This is a genomic window from Desulfonatronospira thiodismutans ASO3-1, assembly GCF_000174435.1.
GTDB lineage: Bacteria > Desulfobacterota > Desulfovibrionia > Desulfovibrionales > Desulfonatronovibrionaceae > Desulfonatronospira > Desulfonatronospira thiodismutans.
Genome location: NZ_ACJN02000002.1, coordinates 168,176 through 186,813 on the forward strand (window position 1 = coordinate 168,176; position 18,638 = coordinate 186,813).

Annotated in this window: 15 protein-coding genes; 10 read left to right on the top strand and 5 right to left on the bottom strand. The window is 55.5% G+C overall.

The window, feature by feature from the left end:
* Nucleotides 1–32 precede the first annotated feature (32 nt).
* On the bottom strand, nucleotides 33–1,739 hold the full coding sequence (locus DTHIO_RS06955) for an FAD-dependent oxidoreductase (RefSeq protein ID WP_008869616.1): 1,707 nt from the start codon (nucleotides 1,737–1,739) through the stop codon (nucleotides 33–35).
* 522 nt (nucleotides 1,740–2,261) lie between these two features.
* On the opposite strand from DTHIO_RS06955, the gene DTHIO_RS06960 reads away from it, so the two are divergent.
* The 3 genes from DTHIO_RS06960 (at nucleotide 2,262) to selD (ending at nucleotide 6,522) form a co-directional block, all read left to right on the top strand.
* On the top strand, nucleotides 2,262–2,732 hold the full coding sequence (locus DTHIO_RS06960; protein ID WP_008869617.1) for a methylated-DNA--[protein]-cysteine S-methyltransferase: 471 nt from the start codon (nucleotides 2,262–2,264) through the stop codon (nucleotides 2,730–2,732).
* Nucleotides 2,733–2,869: 137 nt separating this feature from the next.
* The gene (lon, locus tag DTHIO_RS06965) at nucleotides 2,870–5,317 is read left to right on the top strand and encodes an endopeptidase La (protein WP_008869618.1); all 2,448 of its coding nucleotides are present in this window, start codon (nucleotides 2,870–2,872) and stop codon (nucleotides 5,315–5,317) included.
* Nucleotides 5,318–5,463: 146 nt separating this feature from the next.
* On the top strand, nucleotides 5,464–6,522 hold the full coding sequence (selD, locus tag DTHIO_RS06970) for a selenide, water dikinase SelD (protein WP_083803952.1): 1,059 nt from the start codon (nucleotides 5,464–5,466) through the stop codon (nucleotides 6,520–6,522).
* 12 nt (nucleotides 6,523–6,534) lie between these two features.
* On the opposite strand, the gene DTHIO_RS06975 is transcribed toward selD, so the two are convergent.
* The 4 genes from DTHIO_RS06975 to pilB all read right to left on the bottom strand — a co-directional run bounded on the left by DTHIO_RS06975 (nucleotide 6,535) and on the right by pilB (nucleotide 11,718).
* Nucleotides 6,535–7,476: an aminotransferase class IV gene (locus DTHIO_RS06975; RefSeq protein ID WP_008869620.1), complete on the bottom strand. Its 942-nt coding sequence runs from the start codon at nucleotides 7,474–7,476 to the stop codon at nucleotides 6,535–6,537.
* A gap of 218 nt (nucleotides 7,477–7,694) precedes the next feature.
* Nucleotides 7,695–8,720 (bottom strand): aspartate-semialdehyde dehydrogenase, encoded by a 1,026-nt coding sequence (locus DTHIO_RS06980; protein WP_008869621.1) that lies wholly within the window; start codon nucleotides 8,718–8,720, stop codon nucleotides 7,695–7,697.
* A gap of 101 nt (nucleotides 8,721–8,821) precedes the next feature.
* On the bottom strand, nucleotides 8,822–10,027 hold the full coding sequence (locus tag DTHIO_RS06985; RefSeq protein ID WP_008869622.1) for a type II secretion system F family protein: 1,206 nt from the start codon (nucleotides 10,025–10,027) through the stop codon (nucleotides 8,822–8,824).
* Nucleotides 10,028–10,038: 11 nt separating this feature from the next.
* The gene (pilB, locus tag DTHIO_RS06990) at nucleotides 10,039–11,718 is read right to left on the bottom strand and encodes a type IV-A pilus assembly ATPase PilB (RefSeq protein ID WP_008869623.1); all 1,680 of its coding nucleotides are present in this window, start codon (nucleotides 11,716–11,718) and stop codon (nucleotides 10,039–10,041) included.
* A 218-nt stretch (nucleotides 11,719–11,936) separates the two neighbouring features.
* On the opposite strand from pilB, the gene rpmH reads away from it, so the two are divergent.
* The 7 genes from rpmH (at nucleotide 11,937) to lpxB (ending at nucleotide 18,307) form a co-directional block, all read left to right on the top strand.
* Nucleotides 11,937–12,071 carry a 50S ribosomal protein L34 gene (gene rpmH / locus DTHIO_RS20425; protein WP_008869624.1) on the top strand — a complete coding sequence of 45 codons (135 nt, stop codon included), beginning with the start codon at nucleotides 11,937–11,939 and terminating at the stop codon, nucleotides 12,069–12,071.
* A complete protein-coding gene (gene rnpA, locus DTHIO_RS06995) occupies nucleotides 12,059–12,445 on the top strand; it encodes a ribonuclease P protein component (protein WP_008869625.1) in 387 nt (128 codons plus the stop codon). The genes rpmH and rnpA overlap by 13 nt, the downstream gene beginning before the upstream one ends.
* 15 nt (nucleotides 12,446–12,460) lie before the next feature.
* On the top strand, nucleotides 12,461–12,724 hold the full coding sequence (gene yidD, locus DTHIO_RS07000) for a membrane protein insertion efficiency factor YidD (protein WP_008869626.1): 264 nt from the start codon (nucleotides 12,461–12,463) through the stop codon (nucleotides 12,722–12,724).
* Nucleotides 12,711–14,507, top strand: a complete 1,797-nt coding sequence (yidC, locus tag DTHIO_RS07005; protein WP_008869627.1) for a membrane protein insertase YidC — start codon at nucleotides 12,711–12,713, stop codon at nucleotides 14,505–14,507. Before yidD ends, yidC begins: the two co-directional genes overlap by 14 nt.
* Nucleotides 14,508–14,921: 414 nt before the next feature.
* Entirely contained in the window at nucleotides 14,922–15,782 is an 861-nt protein-coding gene (jag, locus tag DTHIO_RS07010; protein WP_008869628.1) for an RNA-binding cell elongation regulator Jag/EloR, read from the top strand.
* A gap of 1 nt (nucleotide 15,783) precedes the next feature.
* Nucleotides 15,784–17,184, top strand: a complete 1,401-nt coding sequence (gene mnmE, locus DTHIO_RS07015; RefSeq protein ID WP_008869629.1) for a tRNA uridine-5-carboxymethylaminomethyl(34) synthesis GTPase MnmE — start codon at nucleotides 15,784–15,786, stop codon at nucleotides 17,182–17,184.
* Nucleotides 17,185–17,188: 4 nt separating this feature from the next.
* Nucleotides 17,189–18,307: a lipid-A-disaccharide synthase gene (gene lpxB / locus DTHIO_RS07020; protein WP_008869630.1), complete on the top strand. Its 1,119-nt coding sequence runs from the start codon at nucleotides 17,189–17,191 to the stop codon at nucleotides 18,305–18,307.
* Nucleotides 18,308–18,638: the final 331 nt, after the last annotated feature.

The window sequence follows — 18,638 nt, forward strand, 5'->3', positions numbered from 1 at the left end:
GCCCGCTACAGGCCGGCCTAAAAAACGAGCCCTTAGATATCCACGCCCCATTTCTTGATCATGGACATGCCTCCGTGCACGTTCAGGGTATTGGTGATTCCATGCCTGGCCAGCTTGAGCCTGGCTTCATAGGAGCGCGCCCCGTTGTTGCACAGAAGAACCACTGTTTCGGCCTGGGGCACCTTGTCCAGGTTCAAGTCCAGGGTTTCGGCCTTAACGTTCTTCCATTTTTCAGGATATTTATCCATAAACGGCCTGGCATTGTCCTCGTCCCGGCAATCCAGGAAAACCACGTCTTTGTCCTGCCGTTTTTCCCACAGCTCAGCAAATTCTGCAGGCCTTAACCCCTTGTTGAAGCCCTGCAGTATATTTTCAGCCACATTGCCCAGGCTGTTCAGGGCATCCATGGCAGAGCCGAAGGGAGGGGAGTAAGAAACCTCCAGATTGCTCAAATCCTTTGTAGTGGGCTTACCGGGCAGAAGGGCGGCAACACAGTCTATGCGGCCCTTGAGGCTGTCGCCGCCGGTACTCAGCCCCTGCAGGCCCAGGATACGCCCCGTGCCCCTCTCCACTACCAGTTCCAGGTACAACAGGTCCTTTTCCGGATAGAAGTGGGATTTGTCGAACTGGGTCACAAAAGCACTGACTGCATCAAAGCCCTGTCTGGATGCAGTTTCAATACTGAGTCCCGTACCGGATACAGCGTGATCGAACAGCTTGACCACAAAAGAGCCCACTGCTCCGGGGAACTCGTCATTGCCTCCGGCCAGGTTGGTGCCGATGACCCGGCCCTGACGGTTGGCCATGGAGCCCATGGGGTAATAGCCCGGTTTGCCGGTGACCAGGTTCTGCAGCTGTACGCAGTCTCCGCCGGCGAAAATATGCTCATCCGAAGTACGCATGTGTCTGTCCACTACCACTGCACCCTGGGGTGAGACTTCCAGACCGGCCTCCCGGGCCAGGTCCGAATTGGGGATGACCCCTGCGGCCAAAATCACCATATCGGCTTCCAGCTCTCTTTGATCTGTTCTGACGCCTTTGACTCTGTCCTCGCCGAAAATTTCCTTGACCTGTTCCCCGGTATAAACGGAGATATCGTTTTCTTCCAGCACGTTTCTTACCATCCGGGCAATGTCCGGGCTGATAAAGCCGGGCAGGACCTGAGGGGCGATCTCCACGACGCTGGTCTCGATGCCCCACAAATCAGCCAGGGCTTCAGCCATCTCCAGGCCAATAAGCCCGGCCCCCACTACAACAGCCTTCTCCACGCCGCTCTGGCTTATCTGTCCCTTGAGCCTGATGGCTTCTTCCAGTCCGGAAACGGTATAGACGCCGGGCAGATCCACCCCGGGCAGGGGCAGTTTCCTGGGGCTGCTGCCAGTGGACAGAACCAGCTTGTCATAATCCAGATGGTATTTTTCATCCTTTTCCAGATCGTGTACATGCACCTGTCTGGCCATACGGTCAATGCTCAGGGCCCTGGTCCGGGTGCGCACCTCCACATCCTTGGCTTCCCGGAAAAAACTTACATCCCTGACCATATGAAAGGTAGTGGACTGCAATTCCTGGGCATCGCTTATATCCCCGGACACATAATAGGGTATGCCGCAGCCTCCATAGGAAATTATCTCATTTTCATCGATCATGATCACCCTGGAATCCGGTTCCAGGCGCTTCAGCCTGCAGGCGGCCTTGGGTCCCAGGGCCACCGCTCCAATAATCACTACCTGCTGACTCATATCTGCTCCTTAATTTTCAAGGTTTTCCAATGCATTACGGCCCTTGAAGCACTTCTCAGCCTATATAACATACCTGACTGAAGATCAGATAGTTAAACATCACTATACCTAATTTATACACAAAAATAAAGGTCTATTCTTGAAGGGTTGAGCCTGCTGCCCCCTGTGCTGCCTTCTTCCTGTTTTTCTATTATTGTAACTGTTCACCATAATAGTTGATTTTGTCGGGGTCGGTATCGGAATCGGGATCGGAATCGAAGCTGTTGGGGAACGCCCCATGCAACTTTGGTTTTCGGTTTTCTATCGAACCTCTCCGAGCCGGAAGCCGATACCGACACCGACACCGACACCGATGGCCAGAACAAGAGTACACACAAAATGTGCTGAACAGTTACCTATTTTTTTCTTTTGCGCGAAATTCTCTACTATACGCCTGCAAAGAGACTTTTTGCAGATGCATTCCCTGGCTGCCCTTGTCAGTTTTTCCTTGCACCTTTTTCCCTTCAGCTTTAACCTTACACCATGCAGGAATTTTTGATCCACCCGGAATTCACCCTGACTCTTATCTGGAAAAACAACCTGATAGAAAAGACGCTTCTACAGCCGGCGGACTCAGGGACCACAAGTTGCATGAAAACATCACCAAGGCCCTCCAGGGCTCTTGGAAACCTCTACAGACACTACCTGAACCGGGAGCCTTTGCATCCGGAGATTCCACTGGCCTGGAAAAATATGCCCCCTTTCAGGGCCAGGGTGCTAAGGACACTTTTCTGGCTTGTTCCCTGGGGCAGGATCATGACTTATTCCGGGCTGGCCGCCATGGCCGGCAACCCCGGGGCGGCCCGGGCAGTGGGAACGGCCATGGCCTGCAACCCCTGGCCGGTCATCATTCCCTGTCACCGGGTAATCAGGGCTGACAGGGGCCTTGGAGGTTTTTCCTGCGGAACTGAACTAAAGAAAAAGCTGCTGGCCCTGGAGGACATTATTCTATGAAAAACCCAGGGTTAAAACAAAGGCCTCTTTCATGTTGCCAAAACCAGGACCAGTGATTAGTATTGAAACTGTCTGAATATAACATCCATGCAAGGGGGAACTTAACCCCCTTGAAAACTCAATAAAGAGGTGCCTTAATGACAAAAAAGACCAATGCCGGAAAAGCAACCCCCAAAGGTGAAAAACTGCCCCTGATGACCCTGCGCGAAGTGGTCATGTTTCCCAAGGCCATTATTCCCCTTCTGGTGGGACGCGATTCATCTATCAAGGCCATTGAACACGCGTTGAACAACTACAACAAAAAAATATTCCTGGTGACCCAGAATGACCCCAAGACGGAAAAGCCTGGCCCCGAAGACATCTATGCCTGCGGATGCGTAAGCAGGATCCTGCAGATGTTTCGTCTGCCCGACGGCACGGTCAAGGTTCTCTTTGAGGGCCTGCACCGGGCGGCGGTAAACCCGGAAAAGGTCGATTTCGAGGAAGAGGTCCCTGAAGTGGAGACCCATTTCCTGCCGGAAGAGGAAAACGACCATTCCGAAACAGAGGCCCTGGTCCGGGCCACCAAGGAGTCCCTGGAAGAATACTCCAAGGCCAACACCAAAATCGCCAAGGAATCCGTACAGTCCATCCAGAACATGGATGACCCCGGGGCCATAGCTGACGCCATTATGCCCCATCTCAAGGTGGAATTTAACGAAAAGCAGGAGGTCCTGGAGGAATTCGATCCTTTCAAGCGCCTGCAGATGGCTTATGCCCACCTGCAGGGCGAAATCGAAGTCTTCTCCCTGGAAAAAAAGATCAAGTCCAGGGTCAAGAACCAGATGGAAAAGAACCAGAGGGAATATTATCTTTCCGAGCAGCTCAAGGCCATCCACAAGGAAATGGGCCGCGACCACGATCCCAAGGCCGAACTGGATGTACTCCAGGAAAAGGTGGACCAGAAAAACATGCCCCAGCAGGCCAAGGACAAGGCCTCGGAAGAAATCAAGAAACTGCGCAGCATGCCCCCCAACGCCGGGGAGTACAGCGTGCTCATGAACTACGTGGACTGGGTCCTGGCCCTGCCCTGGAACGAGCTCAGGGAGACAGACACTGACATTACCAAGGCGGAAAAGATTCTGGATGAAGACCATTACGGTCTGGAAAAGCCCAAGCAGAGAATCCTGGAATACCTGGCCGTGCAGAGCCTGGTGGAAAAAATGCGCGGGCCCATCCTGTGCCTGGTGGGACCTCCAGGCGTGGGCAAGACATCCCTGGCCAAATCAGTGGCCCGGGCCACCCAGCGTGAGTTCATCAGGCTTTCTCTGGGAGGTGTGCGCGACGAGGCCGAGATCCGGGGTCACAGGCGCACCTATGTCGGGGCCATGCCCGGCAAGATCCTGCAGAGCCTGAAACGGGTGGATACCAACAACCCGGTTTTCTGCCTGGACGAGGTGGACAAGATGAGCATGGATTTCCGGGGGGATCCTTCTGCAGCGCTGCTGGAGGTGCTGGACCCGGAACAGAACTCCGCCTTCAGCGACCATTACCTGGACTTGGATTACGACCTGTCCAACATCTTCTTCATCACCACGGCCAACTACCTGCAGGCCATCCCAGCGCCCCTGCAGGACCGTATGGAAATAATCAAGCTGCCAGGCTATCTGGAAACCGAGAAAAACCGCATTGCCAGGCACTTTATCTGGCCCAAGCAGCTCAACTATCACGGCCTGGAAGACAGTAAGGTCTCCATTTCCGAGGGGGCCATAAATGAAATAATCCGTCAGTACACCCGGGAGGCCGGGGTACGCAACCTGGAGCGTGAAATCGCCTCCATCTGCCGCAAGGTGGCCAAGAAAAAAGTCGAAGAAAAGGACAGAAAGGACAAAAAGGTCCGGGTAACAGCCAAGAGTGTGCCCTCTTACCTGGGCGTATCCAAGATCCGCCACGGTGAGCGCGAGGACAAGCCTTTGGTTGGTGTAACCAACGGTGTGGCCTGGACCGAAGTAGGGGGCGAAATCCTCCTGGTGGAAGTGGCCCTCATGCCCGGCACGGGCAAGGTGGAGATCACCGGCAAGCTTGGCGACGTAATGAAGGAAAGCGCCAAGGCGGCCCTTAGCTATGTACGCTCCCGCTCGGACGTATTCGGCCTCAAGTCGGACTTCTACAAGGAAATAGACGTACACGTGCATGTCCCGGAAGGAGCAACCCCCAAGGACGGACCTTCAGCCGGCATCACCCTGACCACCAGCCTGGTTTCGTCGCTACTCAACCTGCCGGTGCGTAACGACCTGGCCATGACCGGGGAAATCACCCTGCGCGGCAGGGTTCTGCCCATAGGCGGTCTCAGGGAAAAGCTCCTGGCTGCCAGGCGCGGTGATATAAACAAGGTCATCATCCCCGAAGCCAACCAGAAAGATCTGCAGGAAGTCCCGGACAATGTGCTCAAGGGCCTGGAGGTCATGCCGGTACAGCACATGGATGATGTCCTGGCCGAGGCCCTCATGGGCACCACCAGGGAAGACCTGTTCTGCGGGGATGCAAACATCACTCCCATTTCCTCCAAGCTCATGAAGGAAGAATACCAGGAACAGGCCCAGTAAAAAGAAAACAAAAAACCTAAAAAAGCCCGGGAGAATCTCCCGGGCTTTTTTTTAGGCCTGCGTATTGATATTTTCAATAGCAATCCAGGCTTTCTATTGATATTTTAAATTGGACTGCCGGGTTCTTCTCAGGTTACACACAGGATATGAACATATCAAACTTAGAGACAAAAAAACGCCTCACGGAAACCGTCAAAGGCGCCGGCTGAGCTTCCAAGCTGCCTCCAGGGGACCTGGACAAAGCTTTGCAGGGGCTGGAGTTCCCCAAGGATTCCAACCTCATAGTGGGCCTGGACCGGGCCGACGACGCCGGGGTGTACAAGGTCTCGGATGACCTGGCCCTTATACAGACCGTGGATTTTTTTACCCCCATCGTGGACGATCCCTACTGGTTCGGCCAGATCGCCGCAGCCAATGCCTTAAGCGACGTCTATGCCATGGGCGGAGAGCCCAAAACCGCCATGAACCTGGTAGGCTTTCCCCTGGGTAAAATGGACCTGGAAGTTCTGCGTCAGATCCTCATGGGAGGTCTGGACAAGATGCGCGAGGCAGGTACCGTCCTGGTGGGAGGACACAGTGTAGAAGATGCAGAGCTTAAATACGGTCTTTCCGTAACCGGGTTTGTGCATCCGGACAAGATCCTGACCAAGAAAAACCTCCAGGCCGGGGACAGGCTCATCCTGACCAAGCCCCTGGGCACTGGCATTGTCAACACCGCCATCAAGGGCGGAGCAGCCTCCCAGGAACATATCCAAAAGGTCACCAGGCTCATGGCCGAACTCAACAAAGCCGCAGCCGAAGTTATGCGCCAATACGATGTTCATGCCTGCACCGATATAACCGGATTCGGCCTGCTGGGACACATGGCCGAAATGCTCTGCGGCTCAAAAGTCAGCCTGAAAATTGATTTCGGCAGCCTCCCGGTGCTGCCCGAAGCCTTAGAATTCGCCTCCATGGGCATGGTCCCGGCCGGGGCGCACAAAAACCGGCATTTCCGGGAAAATATCGTGGAATACTCAGACGGGATCACTCCGGCCAAGCGCGATATCCTGTTCGACCCCCAGACTTCCGGGGGCCTTCTCATCTGCTGCCCCCCGGACCAGGCCCGGGACATGCTCCGGAACCTGCACTCCAGGGGCCTAAGTGAAGCCGCCATCATGGGCGAGGTTGACTCATCTTCCGCAGAGAAGATCCTTGTAGAGTAAGGATACGGACGGCTATAATTTTACCCCGTTCTCCTCCAAATCCCGCACCAGGAGCTCGCGCATCCGTTTGCTCACCGGGCCGGGGCGGACGTCGTGTATGGGCTTGCCGTTGTAGCGGACAATGCTCATGGCATCCAGGGTGGTGCCCAGGAGGATGACCTCCCGGGCCTCGTAGATTTCTTCCTCGCTTATGGGCCGGAATACAAAGGTCATCTCGTCCTTGATGAGTTCCAGGGCGCGCATGAGGGTGGTGCCCGGCAGGGCGTTGTTCAGCTCCGGCACCAGGATGCGCCCCTTCTGATCCACCACCACCACGTTTTCTATGCAGCCCTCGGCCAGAAATCCATGCTGATCAAAGCACAGGACAAAATCGCAGCCTTTGTCCACGGCCTCCTTTTTCATGAGTACATTGGGCAGGTAGTTGACCGACTTGATCCTGGCCATGAAGGACGGCTTGGCCGGGTGCTCGGACTTGCAGGCCCGTACACCCTTTTCCCACATGCTCTCGGGCAGATAGTTGAACCTCCTGGCTACAATATACAGGCTGGGCCAGGGGCATTCCCGGTAGTCAATGGCAAACCCGCCAGGGCCGCGGCCGATGAACAGGCTTAGGTATCCGTCATCCTGCCCCCCGGCTCTGGCCGTTTCCAGGACCATCTCCCGGATGTGCTCCCAGCTCAGAGGAGGCCTGATAAATATGGCCCGGCAGTTCTTTTCCATGCGCTCCAGGTGCGCTTCCAGCTGATACACCCTGCGGCCCAGGTATTTTACTGTCTCAAATACGCCGTCCCCGCGGTGGATCATGTGATCATCCAGGGGAATGAGCATCATCCTGGGATCCTTGCAGATCATCTCCAGGCGGTGATCATAGAAGGCGAAAATATTCTCCTCACCCGGCCGGGGCAGGGAGACAAGCTTGTCCAGATATTCCCGGGTGCCTGCAACGTGAGCCACTTGGTTTACTCCTGCATGAAATCAACAAATTATAAAACGAAAAGACCTGCTACTCATGTGCCTGCCACGCGCGCTGCCACGCACTTCGCGTGGTTAGCGTGACCAGCCACGCGCCTCGCGTGGTCAGCGCAGCCAGCATGATCCTCTGAACTCTGTCTTCTGGCCTCTATCTTCTGACCTCTGACCACTGACTTCTGATCTCTGATCTCTGACCTCTGTTACGGTACCCGCACCAGATCCTTGACCAGCAGAAACTCTGCAATCTGCACTGCATTCAGGGCTGCACCCTTGCGGATATTGTCCGCCACAACCCACATGTCCAGGGCGTTTTCGGTGCTCTGGTCCTCGCGGATGCGGCCCACAAAGGTCTCATCCTTGCCTGCTGCAAAAAGAGGCATGGGGTATATCTTTTCCTCGGGATTGTCCATGACCCTGATCCCCGGGGCCTGTGTGAGAATGGCCCTGGCATCCTCCCGGCTTATCCTGGACTCGGTCTGGACATTCAAGGATTCGCTGTGCCCGAAAAACACCGGCACCCTTACCGTGGTGGCGGTAACCTTTACGCTTTCATCACCCATGATCTTCACGGTCTCATTGACCATTTTCATCTCTTCCTTGGTGTAGCCGTTGTCCAGGAAGGCATCCAGGTGCGGGATGCAGTTGAAGGCTATCTGGTAGGGATAGACGCTGGGGGTGACTTCTTCCATGTTGAAGAGCTGCTTGACCTGGGTTTCCAGCTCGTGCACCGCCTTCTGGCCGGACCCGGACACAGCCTGGTAGGTGGAAACCACCACCCTTTTTATCCTGCTTACGTCGTGCAGAGGCTTTAACACCACCACCATCTGGATGGTGGAGCAGTTGGGATTGGCAATGATACCCTGGTGCTTTTCCAGGTCTTCCGGATTCACCTCGGGCACCACTAAGGGCACATCGGGATCCATTCGCCAGAAGCTGGAGTTGTCCACCACCACGCAGCCGCTCTTTGCGGCAATGGGGGCATACTTTTCAGAGGTACCCCCACCTGCGGAAAATATGGCCAGGTCCACTCCCTTGAAGGAATCTTCTGTGAGTTCCTGTACGATGAGCTTGCTGTCCTTGTATTCTATCTTGCTGCCGGCGGACCTGGACGAGGCCAGGGGAATAATCTCTTTGGCCGGAAAATCCCTCTCGGCCAGGATCCTGAGCATCTCTCTTCCAACTGCACCGGTGGCCCCTGCTACGGCCACTACCGGGTCTTTAGTCATTGTGTCCTCCTTTTGTAATTTATTGCTTCTGTGTTGTCGGACCTGTCGGACCTGTCTGACGTGTCCGACAGGTCCGACCCATCAGAATGTGTCCTGCCTCATCACGCCACCACGTCCGCAATCTGAAAAATGGGCAGGTACATGCTGATGACCAGACCGCCCACCACTACGCCCAGAAAAACGATCATAATGGGTTCCAGAAGCGAGGTCAAAGTGTCTACGGCCACATCCACCTCGTCGTCGTAGAAGTCAGCTATCTTTTCCAGCATGCCGTCCAGGGCCCCGGTGGTCTCCCCGATGGAGATCATCTGGGTGACCATGGGCGGAAAGATACCTGTCTCGGACAAGGGCTCGGCCAGGCTCTGGCCCTCGGTGATGCTCTGCTTGGCCTCCTGCACCGCATGCTCCACGCTCTTGTTTCCGGCGGTGCGCGAGACAATGTCCAGGGCACTTAGTATCGGCACCCCCGAAGAAATCATGGTGCTCATGGTCCGGCTGAACCTGGCCACAGCCACCTTGCGCAAAAGCGGCCCGAAAACCGGGGCATGCAGAATCCATTCGTCAATCAGGGTCCTGCCCCTTTCCGTGCGGTAAATAAGCCTTATGCCCAGGACAGTCGCGATCAGCCCCCCCAGGATCCACAATACGTTCTGGGATACAAACCGGCTAAGGCCGATGACGAACTGGGTGGGTGCGGGCAGGGCCCCGCCGAAGTCGGCGAACATATCCTCGAAAGTGGGTATGACGAATATGAGGATGATGGCTATCACCGCCACGGCCACGGTGATGATCACCCCCGGATAAATAAGTGCGCTCTTGACCCTGGCCTTGAGCCTGGCCGCCTTTTCAATGTAGCGGGCCAGGCGGTCCAGGACCAGGTCCAGGACTCCCCCGGCCTCTCCGGCGTCCACCATGTTGGTGTACAGGTCGTCGAATACGTCCGGGTGCTTTTTGAGGCTGTCGTAAAGTGATGACCCGCCCTCGATATCGTTTTTGACCTCGTAGAGCTTGCGCCGCAGGATCTTGTTTTCGGTCTGATCGCACATGACCTGCAGGGCCTGCAGGATGGGCACTCCGGCATTTATCAGGGTGGCGAACTGCCGGCTGAAAACCACCATGTCCCTGGAAGTGACCCGTCCCTCCAGAAAGGTTCCCTCCAGGATATCCTTGGGCTTGGGCTTGACCTGGATGTCTTTTAGCCCTTTACGCTTGAGGGTTGCCTTGGCCATGTCCAGGCTGGGGGCATCCAGGTCGCCTTTGAGCTTTTTTCCGGACTTGCTGGTGGCCTTGTAAAGAAATATGGGCATACTTATCTGCTTTAGTTTACAGTTACCCGCAGGACTTCCTGGGCCGAGGTCATGCCCTGGGACATCTTTATAAGCCCGCTCTTGCGCATGGTGATCATGCCCTCTTCCACAGCGGCCCGGCGCAGATCCAGGTCGCTTTTCCCGGCCAGGACCATTTCCTGGATCTGATGGGTCACCGGCATGACCTCGTACACTCCGGTACGTCCTTTGTATCCAGTGTTGTTGCACTCTTCACAGCCCGCGGCCCGGAAAATCCCGTCCTGACCGGATTCCTGTGAACTCATGCCCATGGCCTTCAAAAGCTCCTGGTCCGTTTCCGGCACCCTGCAGGAGGGGCAGAGCCTGCGCACCAGGCGCTGGGACATGATGGCGTTTATGGAAGAAGCCACCAGAAATGAATCCACCCCCATGTTTAAAAGCCTGGTCAGGGTACTGGGTGCGTCATTGGTGTGCAGAGTGGCCAGGACCAGGTGTCCCGTGAGGGCGGCCTTGACTGCAATTTCTGCTGTTTCCAGGTCCCGGATCTCCCCCACCAGAATGACGTCCGGGTCCTGGCGCAGAAAAGAGCGCAGCACCGAGGCAAAATTAAGCCCTACCGTCTCCTGCACCTGCACCTGGTTTACACCATGCAGGCTGAATTCCACCGGGTCCTCGGCAGTGGAGATGTTCACCCCTTCCTGGTTGAGTTCCATGATGGCCGAATAAAGGGTGGTGGTCTTGCCCGATCCGGTAGGCCCGGTAACCAGGACCATGCCGTAAGGCCTCTTGATGGCTTCTTCAAAAACTTTCAGGGAATGGTCTTCCAGACCCAGGTCATGCATATCCACCTGGAGCATGGACTTGTCCAGGATACGCATGACCACCTTTTCCCCGAACAGTGTGGGCAGGATGGAGACCCTGAACTCAATAGGAGTGCCTTCTTGAGAGCGTACCTTGATACGGCCGTCCTGGGGCAGGCGTTTTTCCGCAATATTTAAGTGGGACATGATCTTGAGCCTGGAGATAAGGGCGTTTTTCATGCGGATGGGCGGGCGCATGACCTCGGTGAGCATGCCGTCCAGGCGCAGCCTGACCCGGAAATCCTTTTCATAGGGCTCTATGTGGATATCCGAGGCCTTCTTGCGGATGGCCTCCTGGATAATCAGGTTGACCATCTTGACCACAGGCGCCTGGGAGGCAGCCTCCATGGTGGAAGCCTCTTCCTTTTCCGGACCCTCCCCGGCATCCGGTCCCTCCTCTGCTTCCATCTGGGCCAGGATGTCGTCCATCCTGCCGGAATCTTTATCCGCCAGCCTGTCCAGGACCAGCTGAATAGAGGAAAGGGTGGCTAAGTGCGGCAGGGCCTGCATCCCGGTCATGAACTGGATATCGTCCAGGGCGGTTATATTATCCGGCTCAAAACAGGCCAGGTAAAGCCTGTCCTGGTGCACAAAAAAAGGCACGGCCTGGTACCTGGCCCAGGCCGACCTGTCCAGTTGTCCCAGGGTTTCCCGGCAGACCTGCATACGGGAAGGGTCCACCACAGGCAGGCCCAGGTGTGCGGCCATAAAGTCGCGGTACTGTTCTTCGCTGATGACCCCGGCCGCAAGGCAGGCCCGGGGGAAGTCGATTCTTTTTTCGCCCTGAACGCTCCGGGCCTTGTGGACCTGTTCCGATTCCAGGCCCGCCCAGCTGATAAGTTCGTCGACCATGGCTGCTGGCTGCCCCTTGAAGGTTGTTTGCAAATATGTCTTACTGAATACTACCCTCCCTGATAACCCAACATTGCGGCAAAGGCAATCAGTTCCATGGGCAGCCTCCACGCTTTTTGCCCGAGCTTCCTGGGTCCTTTTGCCCCAGGGTCAGGGTTGACTAAATCTGCGCCAGAGGTTATGCATCTCTTTTAATTTTTTGCAAGGAGACCGCACAAATGAAAAGGACCTATCAACCAAGCAGAATCAAACGCAAAAGAACCCACGGGTTTCGTGTGCGCATGCGCACCAAGAACGGCAGGGCCATTATCAACAGAAGAAGGGCCAAGGGCAGAAAAAGATTGGCAGTCTAAATTTTCCCAGGCACCTGAGGCTGGTCAGAAGACCCCAGTTCCAGGCCTGCTACGCGGGTGGCAGGCGTTATCAGACAAAACACTTTATTATCTTTGTCCGGCCAAACGGCCGGGATTACTGGCGACTGGGCATCACGGCCAGCAGAAAAATCGGTCCGGCAGTACTTCGCAACAGGATAAAGCGCCTGGTCCGGGAAGCATTCAGGCTGAATCAGCATCTGGTGCCTCCAGGCCTTGACTATGTCGTGGTCAGCAAAAAACGTACAGACCTGCCAGGGTTGAACCTGGACATGGTCCAGAAACAATTAATGCAACTGTTTCAGCAGATCGCCCCCCGGACGGAAAAAGACCTGGAACAAGACCCAAGGGCTTAAATTTACAAGTTGCTGATGCGTAATATACTCATAGGGCTCATCAGGGTTTACCAGCGGATTCTGTCTCCGCTGTTTCCCCCTGCATGCCGCTTTTTACCCTCATGCTCCGAATACGCCAGGGAGTCGATTGTCATGCATGGTCCCGGCAAGGGGACAGTTCTGACCTTTTTCCGCCTGCTCAGGTGCAATCCCTTCTTTGCAGCGGGACTTGATCCCGTGCCTGAAAAATTCTCTCTGAAATCCATCCTGGGAGCAACAAAAGAACATGGAAATACATAGAGTACTCATTGCCGTCGTTTTATCCCTGGCGGTTCTGGTAGTCTGGAACCTTCTTTTTCCGCCGCAAACACCTGATCGTGAAGAGGTCCGGGAAGAAGAGCGACTGGAAGAAACCGTGCCCGAAGAAAGGGACCTGGCACCTGAGCCGGACCCCCGGGAAGAAGCAGAAGACACCTGGGATCCACACGAAGCACAGATACCCGGATTTGAGCCTGAAGAAGGCGAACAGATCAAGGTGGACACCCCCCTTTACCAGGCCACTTTCAATAGTGCAGGAGGCATCCTGGAGCACTTCGTGCTCAAGGAATACAAGCAGGATATAGAGCCCGACGCCCCAATGGTCGACCTGGTTACGCCCCGTTCCCTGGCCCGCGGCCCCATGGGCATAACCTGGAACCGTGCGCCCACCTGGATCGAGGGTGAATGGGCCTTGAACGGCGAAGATCTTGACCTGGAGCCCGGCGACGAAAAGACGCTGACCTTTACCGGGCGTATGGGCGGGGTCAAATTCATCCGGGAAATGACCTTTGTGGCCGATACCTACAAGATCCAGGAAAACCTTCAGGTTGTAAACACCACCGAGGCCCAGGCATCGGGGGAGATTGCCAACATCCTGGCCGGCCCGGCCTTTTCCGACAGCCGCTTGAACCCCACCCGTCTGGGCTACTATGATCAGGACGGCCTGAGCCACGAAAGAGAGGGCAACCTGAGCGACGGGATCAGCAGAAACACCGGGATCCAGTGGGCCGGAATCGTGGACCACTACTTCATGCTTACCCTGGTGCCTGCATCACCCGATGTGCAGCTGCAGGCCCATCACGGGGACGATCTTTTCCAGATTTCCCTGAGCAAGTCCATGTACCTGGAGCCAGAGACTTCCCAGACCATGGATCAGATTTATTATCTGGGACCCAAAGACCGGGAATACCTGGAGGGAGCCCCCAACCACCTGGAAGAGTCCATCTACTACGGCTGGTTCAATCTTCTGGCCCAGCCACTGATGAAGGTGCTGCATTTCTTTTACCAGTACACCGCCAATTACGGGGTGGCCATCCTGCTTCTGACCCTGGTCATCAAGATCATCTTCTGGCCTTTGTCGCACAAGAGCTACAAGTCCATGAACCAGATGAAAAAGCTGCAACCCATGATGACCAAGATCCGGGAAAAGCACAAGGATGACCGCAAGGCCATGAACGAGGAGATCATGCGCCTGTACAAGACCTACAAGGTCAACCCCCTGGGCGGATGTCTGCCCATTCTGGTACAGATACCGGTGTTCATCGCCCTGTACCAGGGTTTGCTTGGCTCAGTGGAACTGCGTCACGCGCCCTTTATAAGCCACATACCCTTTACGGACATTGTCTGGCTTGCGGACCTTTCGGCCAGGGATCCATTCTACATCACTCCGCTTCTCATGGGTGCCACCATGTTTCTGCAGCAGCGCATGGCCCCGGCCCCGGGTGATCCCCTGCAGGCCAGGATAATGCAGTTTCTGCCCTTAGTGTTCATCTTCATCTTTATCACCTTCCCATCAGGGCTGGTCATCTACTGGCTGGCCAACAACGTATTGTCCATCGGGCAGCAGTGGTACATGCTGCGCTCGGCTGACGTGCCTCTGCAGAAGGCGGAACAGAAGGCCGCGGAAAAGGCCGGAAAGAGTTCCAGGGACAAAGAGGACCAGGGGGATTCCCAGGAAGAAAGCCAGGAAAAACCAGGCGAACAGCAGCAGAAGTCCCCTCAGCAGAAGTCCGCCGCAAGCAAGAAAAAGAAAAAAAAGAAGTAGTTTGTAAAAATTATTTTTGCAGTCACATCCATTGAAGCTGACCCCGCAGGGACCAATAACTTCAGGAGCCGGCTGATGAGTTGTCAGCCGGCCCTGCATCACCGCCAGCTAAAGCGGAAAACCAGAAGTTATCAACAACAGGGCGGGACAGAGATCCCATGAAGCTTAAATAACAATTTTTTAAATAACCTGCTCTTTGAAAACCGATCCGGACCTTACTGCCTGCTGCCTGCAACCAGGCTGCCGGACAAATCCAGAATAAACGGGCTGTTTTATTCTCTAACCGGGTACATCCTTCTTAACTACGGCAAGTCGCTGATCTAAAGGTTTGATCAGTGCGGTGGTACCCTCAGCCAGGCCGGGGGTGATTTCGGATCGGACCATGACATGGTTATTTACGCGTAAGGAGACCATATGGACAATTATATTGAATTCTCCGGCAAGAATGTTGACGAAGCCATACAAAGCGCATGTAAATATTTTCATATCAATCGAGATCAACTGGAAGTAGAAATTGTAAGCGGTGGTTCCTCAGGCATTTTCGGCCTGGTGGGAGTCAAAAAGGCCACCATCAAGGCCAAGAGAAGGCCCAGAAAGCAGGAACAGGAACAAAAAGAAGAGGCTTCCGCGGCAGCGCAGCAGGAGGAGCCTTTGATTTCTGCGCAGGAAGAATCTGAAGAAGATTCTCCGGTCGGGCCCATATTTGAGGATGACCCCGAGGGGGATATGGAAGAAGATATGGAGGACCAGGAATCCGACGCCCTGAAACCTCCCCCGGCCCGGTTTCTCCAGGAGCTCATCCAGCGCCTCACTACACCCCTGGCCCCGGAAGTGGATATCAAAATCCGTGAGGACACTTCGCCCATTACAGTAGTAGTTCAGGATACACATAATTCCGGCATCCTGCTGGGCCGGGACGGGCAGACCCTGAGCGCACTGCAGTATATAACCAATCGCATCATTGCCAAAAAATATCCGGGCACAGCCAGAATACAGCTGGATACGGAAAACTTCCTGGAAAAACAGACTGAAAAGCTGGAAAAAAATGCCCAGCAACTGGCCCAGAGAGCAATCAAAGCCGGCAAGACCATGAGTACCAGGCCCCTTAGTTCCTATCACCGCCGCATTGTGCACCTGGCCCTGCAGGGTGAAAACAAAATCCGCACCAAAAGTAAAGGTGACGGCCCCATGAAGAGGGTTCTGATCATGCCCAAGTCCTCCGGGCGCAGGAAAAATAAATCCCAGCAACAGCAGCAAGAGCAGCAGCAGAACTGACATGCCTGCTCAATGGGAAGCCCACCGGACTTCCGGCTCCACCATAGCAGCCATAGCTACACCCATGGGCCAGGGAGGGGTGGGTATCGTCCGCCTGAGCGGACCCCAAAGCCTGGACATCGCGGAAAAGCTTTTTGTACCCGGCCCGAGATTCAAGGGCTTCAAGGCCTACAAGCTGCATTACGGTTGGATCAAAAACAGAAATCAGCAGATACTGGACGAGGTATTGCTGGCCTACATGCCTGCCCCGTATTCCTATACCCGGGAGGATGTGGTGGAGATAAACTGCCACGGGGGACCGGCAGTACTGGAAGGAGTACTGGAGGCCCTTTATCACCTGGGTGCAGAACCCGCAGCTCCGGGAGAATTCACCAAACGGGCCTTCCTGAACAACCGCATGGACCTTACCCAGGCTGAAGCAGCTCTGGAAATGATAAACGCCCCCACCCAGGACGGAGCACTTCTGGCCCGGGACAAGCTCCAGGGACACCTCAAAGAACGTGTGGACTCCCTGCGGGACAGTCTGGAAAAACTGAAACAAGAGCTCTGCCTGGCGGTGGATTTCCCCGAAGAAGACTTAGAATGCCTGCCTCTTGCAGATCTGGCCCAGAGAACAAATTCCGCTGTCCGGGAAATAGACCAGTTGCTCAAGGCCTTTGAGCAAAACAGGGTCTTCAGGGAGGGTGCCCTGGTGGTCCTGGCCGGCCGGGTCAATGCGGGCAAATCCAGCCTCATGAACGCCCTGCTGGGCAGGGAGCGGGCCATAGTCACCTCCATTCCCGGTACCACCAGGGACTACCTGGAAGAAGCCATCAACCTGGATGGACTTCCGGTGCGCCTCGTGGACACCGCCGGGCGCAGGCCCACCCGGGACAAGATCGAGATGATGGGCCTGGAAACCGGCCGACAGCTCATAAGCCGCTCCGATCTGTGCATCCTGGTCCTGGATGCCGGGCAGGAGCCTGCTCCGGAAGATCTGGACATCCTGGAAGAGATAAGCCCCGGCAAACTTGTCCTGGCCGTGAACAAACAGGACCTGGTTTCCGGGACTCCCGGCTGGGTACAGGACTTAAAAGACAAGGGCCTGGACCTGGTGCACACCTCAGCTACACTGGGCCATGGCCTGGAAAATCTCACCAGGGCCATCAGGTCCAGGATCCTGGGGGAAAAAAGGCCCCAGGCCACGTCTTCACTGGCCCCCAATCTGAGGCAGAAAACAGCTCTGGATAAAGCCCGCCAGGAGCTTTTGCTTCTGGCTGATGAAGCCCGCCAGGAAATGCCGTACGATGTGCTGGGGGTCAGGTTAGATTATGCCTGTACCTTCCTGGACGAGATCACCGGGCGTATTGTCACTGATGACATTTTAAATTCCATCTTCGAGAATTTCTGCATTGGTAAATGAGCGCATGCGCAAATCTATCTGGATCAATGTCTGCGAGTCCTCGGCAGACGCTTACGGGGCGCTTCTCATGCAGGAGCTGCAGCAGATGTGCCCGGGCATGCGCATCATGGGCATGGGCGGCCGGGCCATGCGCCGGCAGGGGCTGGAGACGGTTTACCGGGCCGAAGACCTGTCCCTGGTGGGTCTTACCGAGGTGGTCACCGCCCTGCCCAGAATCGCCGGGTATCTAAGCGAGATCAAAAAAAGGCTGCGCCGGGAACGACCCGGGGTCCTGGTGCTCATGGACGCTCCGGATTTCAATTTCAGGCTGGCCCGGGAAGCCTGCAGGCTTGGCATCCCGGTCATCTACTACATTGCCCCCCAAGTGTGGGCCTGGCGCAGATCCAGGATAAAATTTCTCAAGGAGTTCGTGCACCGGGTGGCCTGCATCTTTCCCTTTGAGCAGGATTTTTTTCTGAGCCGGGGCATAGTGGCCCGCTACGTGGGACATCCTCTGCTGGACCTGATCCATCTGCCGGAGCTAAATCTTATTGCACCGCAGGAAAACAGGATAGCCCTGCTGCCTGGCAGCCGCAAAAAAGAAATCGCCTCCCTGCTGCCGGTTTTTACCGACGTAGCTTATAAGCTGAGCCTCAAACGCCCGGATCTGTCCATAGGCATAGTCCAGGCACCGGGAGTAGACCGCGATTTTATTAAGCGCCACACTAAGGACCTGCCCTGCCTGGAGTTCGTCTCCCCGGAAGAGCGCCACAGCTATCTTAAATCATGCAGCATGGCCCTGGCCGTATCCGGGACCATTACCCTGGAATGCGCCATCCTTGATGTTCCGGCCATTGTAGCTTATAAAGTCTCCTGGCCCAGCTACCTGGCAGGGAGAATGCTCATAGACGTGCCATACATCAGCATGCCCAATCTTATACTGGACAGGGGGGTTTTCCCGGAATTCATACAGAGCCGGGCCAGCAGCCAAGAACTGCTGCAGGCCGCCGGCAGCTGGCTGGACCACCCCCGCAGACTGGCTGATGTCCGCCGTGAACTTGCGCAGGTAAAGGACCTGCTGGGCAAAAGAAAAGCCACGCGCAACACTGCGGAAATGATAATGCAGGCCATGTACGCCAGCTGACCAGGACGTTGCCTGCAACCAGGACAGGAAAGGAAGGGAGCTCATACAACCACCCCCGGCCCCTCCTTGGCAAGGAGGGGAGTTTACGCCGTGCACATAAACATGATCGGCATTAAATTTTTACATTAAACTTTTAAGCATCTATTTTTGGGTTCCTGGTTCGTGGCTTACATTCAAAAAATCAGGGCTTCAGCACGGTCTACTCCCCTCCTTGGTTAAGGAGGGGCGGGGGTGGTTCGATATATATGATCACTTCCTTGTCCAGTTACTCGCTGCTCAGATTCCGGACCGCCAGGATAAAGCGCTTTTAATCTCAAAAAACCGTCAAAAC

Coding starts and splice junctions, on each gene's coding strand:
- rpmH (WP_008869624.1), top strand. CDS start 11,937: ATGAAAAGGACCTATCAACCAAGCAGAATCAAACGCAAAAGAACCCAC.
- lon (WP_008869618.1), top strand. CDS start 2,870: ATGACAAAAAAGACCAATGCCGGAAAAGCAACCCCCAAAGGTGAAAAA.
- DTHIO_RS06980 (WP_008869621.1), bottom strand. CDS start 8,720: ATGACTAAAGACCCGGTAGTGGCCGTAGCAGGGGCCACCGGTGCAGTT.
- lpxB (WP_008869630.1), top strand. CDS start 17,189: ATGCGCAAATCTATCTGGATCAATGTCTGCGAGTCCTCGGCAGACGCT.
- yidD (WP_008869626.1), top strand. CDS start 12,461: ATGCGTAATATACTCATAGGGCTCATCAGGGTTTACCAGCGGATTCTG.
- DTHIO_RS06985 (WP_008869622.1), bottom strand. CDS start 10,027: ATGCCCATATTTCTTTACAAGGCCACCAGCAAGTCCGGAAAAAAGCTC.
- DTHIO_RS06955 (WP_008869616.1), bottom strand. CDS start 1,739: ATGAGTCAGCAGGTAGTGATTATTGGAGCGGTGGCCCTGGGACCCAAG.
- jag (WP_008869628.1), top strand. CDS start 14,922: ATGGACAATTATATTGAATTCTCCGGCAAGAATGTTGACGAAGCCATA.
- mnmE (WP_008869629.1), top strand. CDS start 15,784: ATGCCTGCTCAATGGGAAGCCCACCGGACTTCCGGCTCCACCATAGCA.
- DTHIO_RS06960 (WP_008869617.1), top strand. CDS start 2,262: ATGCAGGAATTTTTGATCCACCCGGAATTCACCCTGACTCTTATCTGG.
- pilB (WP_008869623.1), bottom strand. CDS start 11,718: ATGGTCGACGAACTTATCAGCTGGGCGGGCCTGGAATCGGAACAGGTC.
- yidC (WP_008869627.1), top strand. CDS start 12,711: ATGGAAATACATAGAGTACTCATTGCCGTCGTTTTATCCCTGGCGGTT.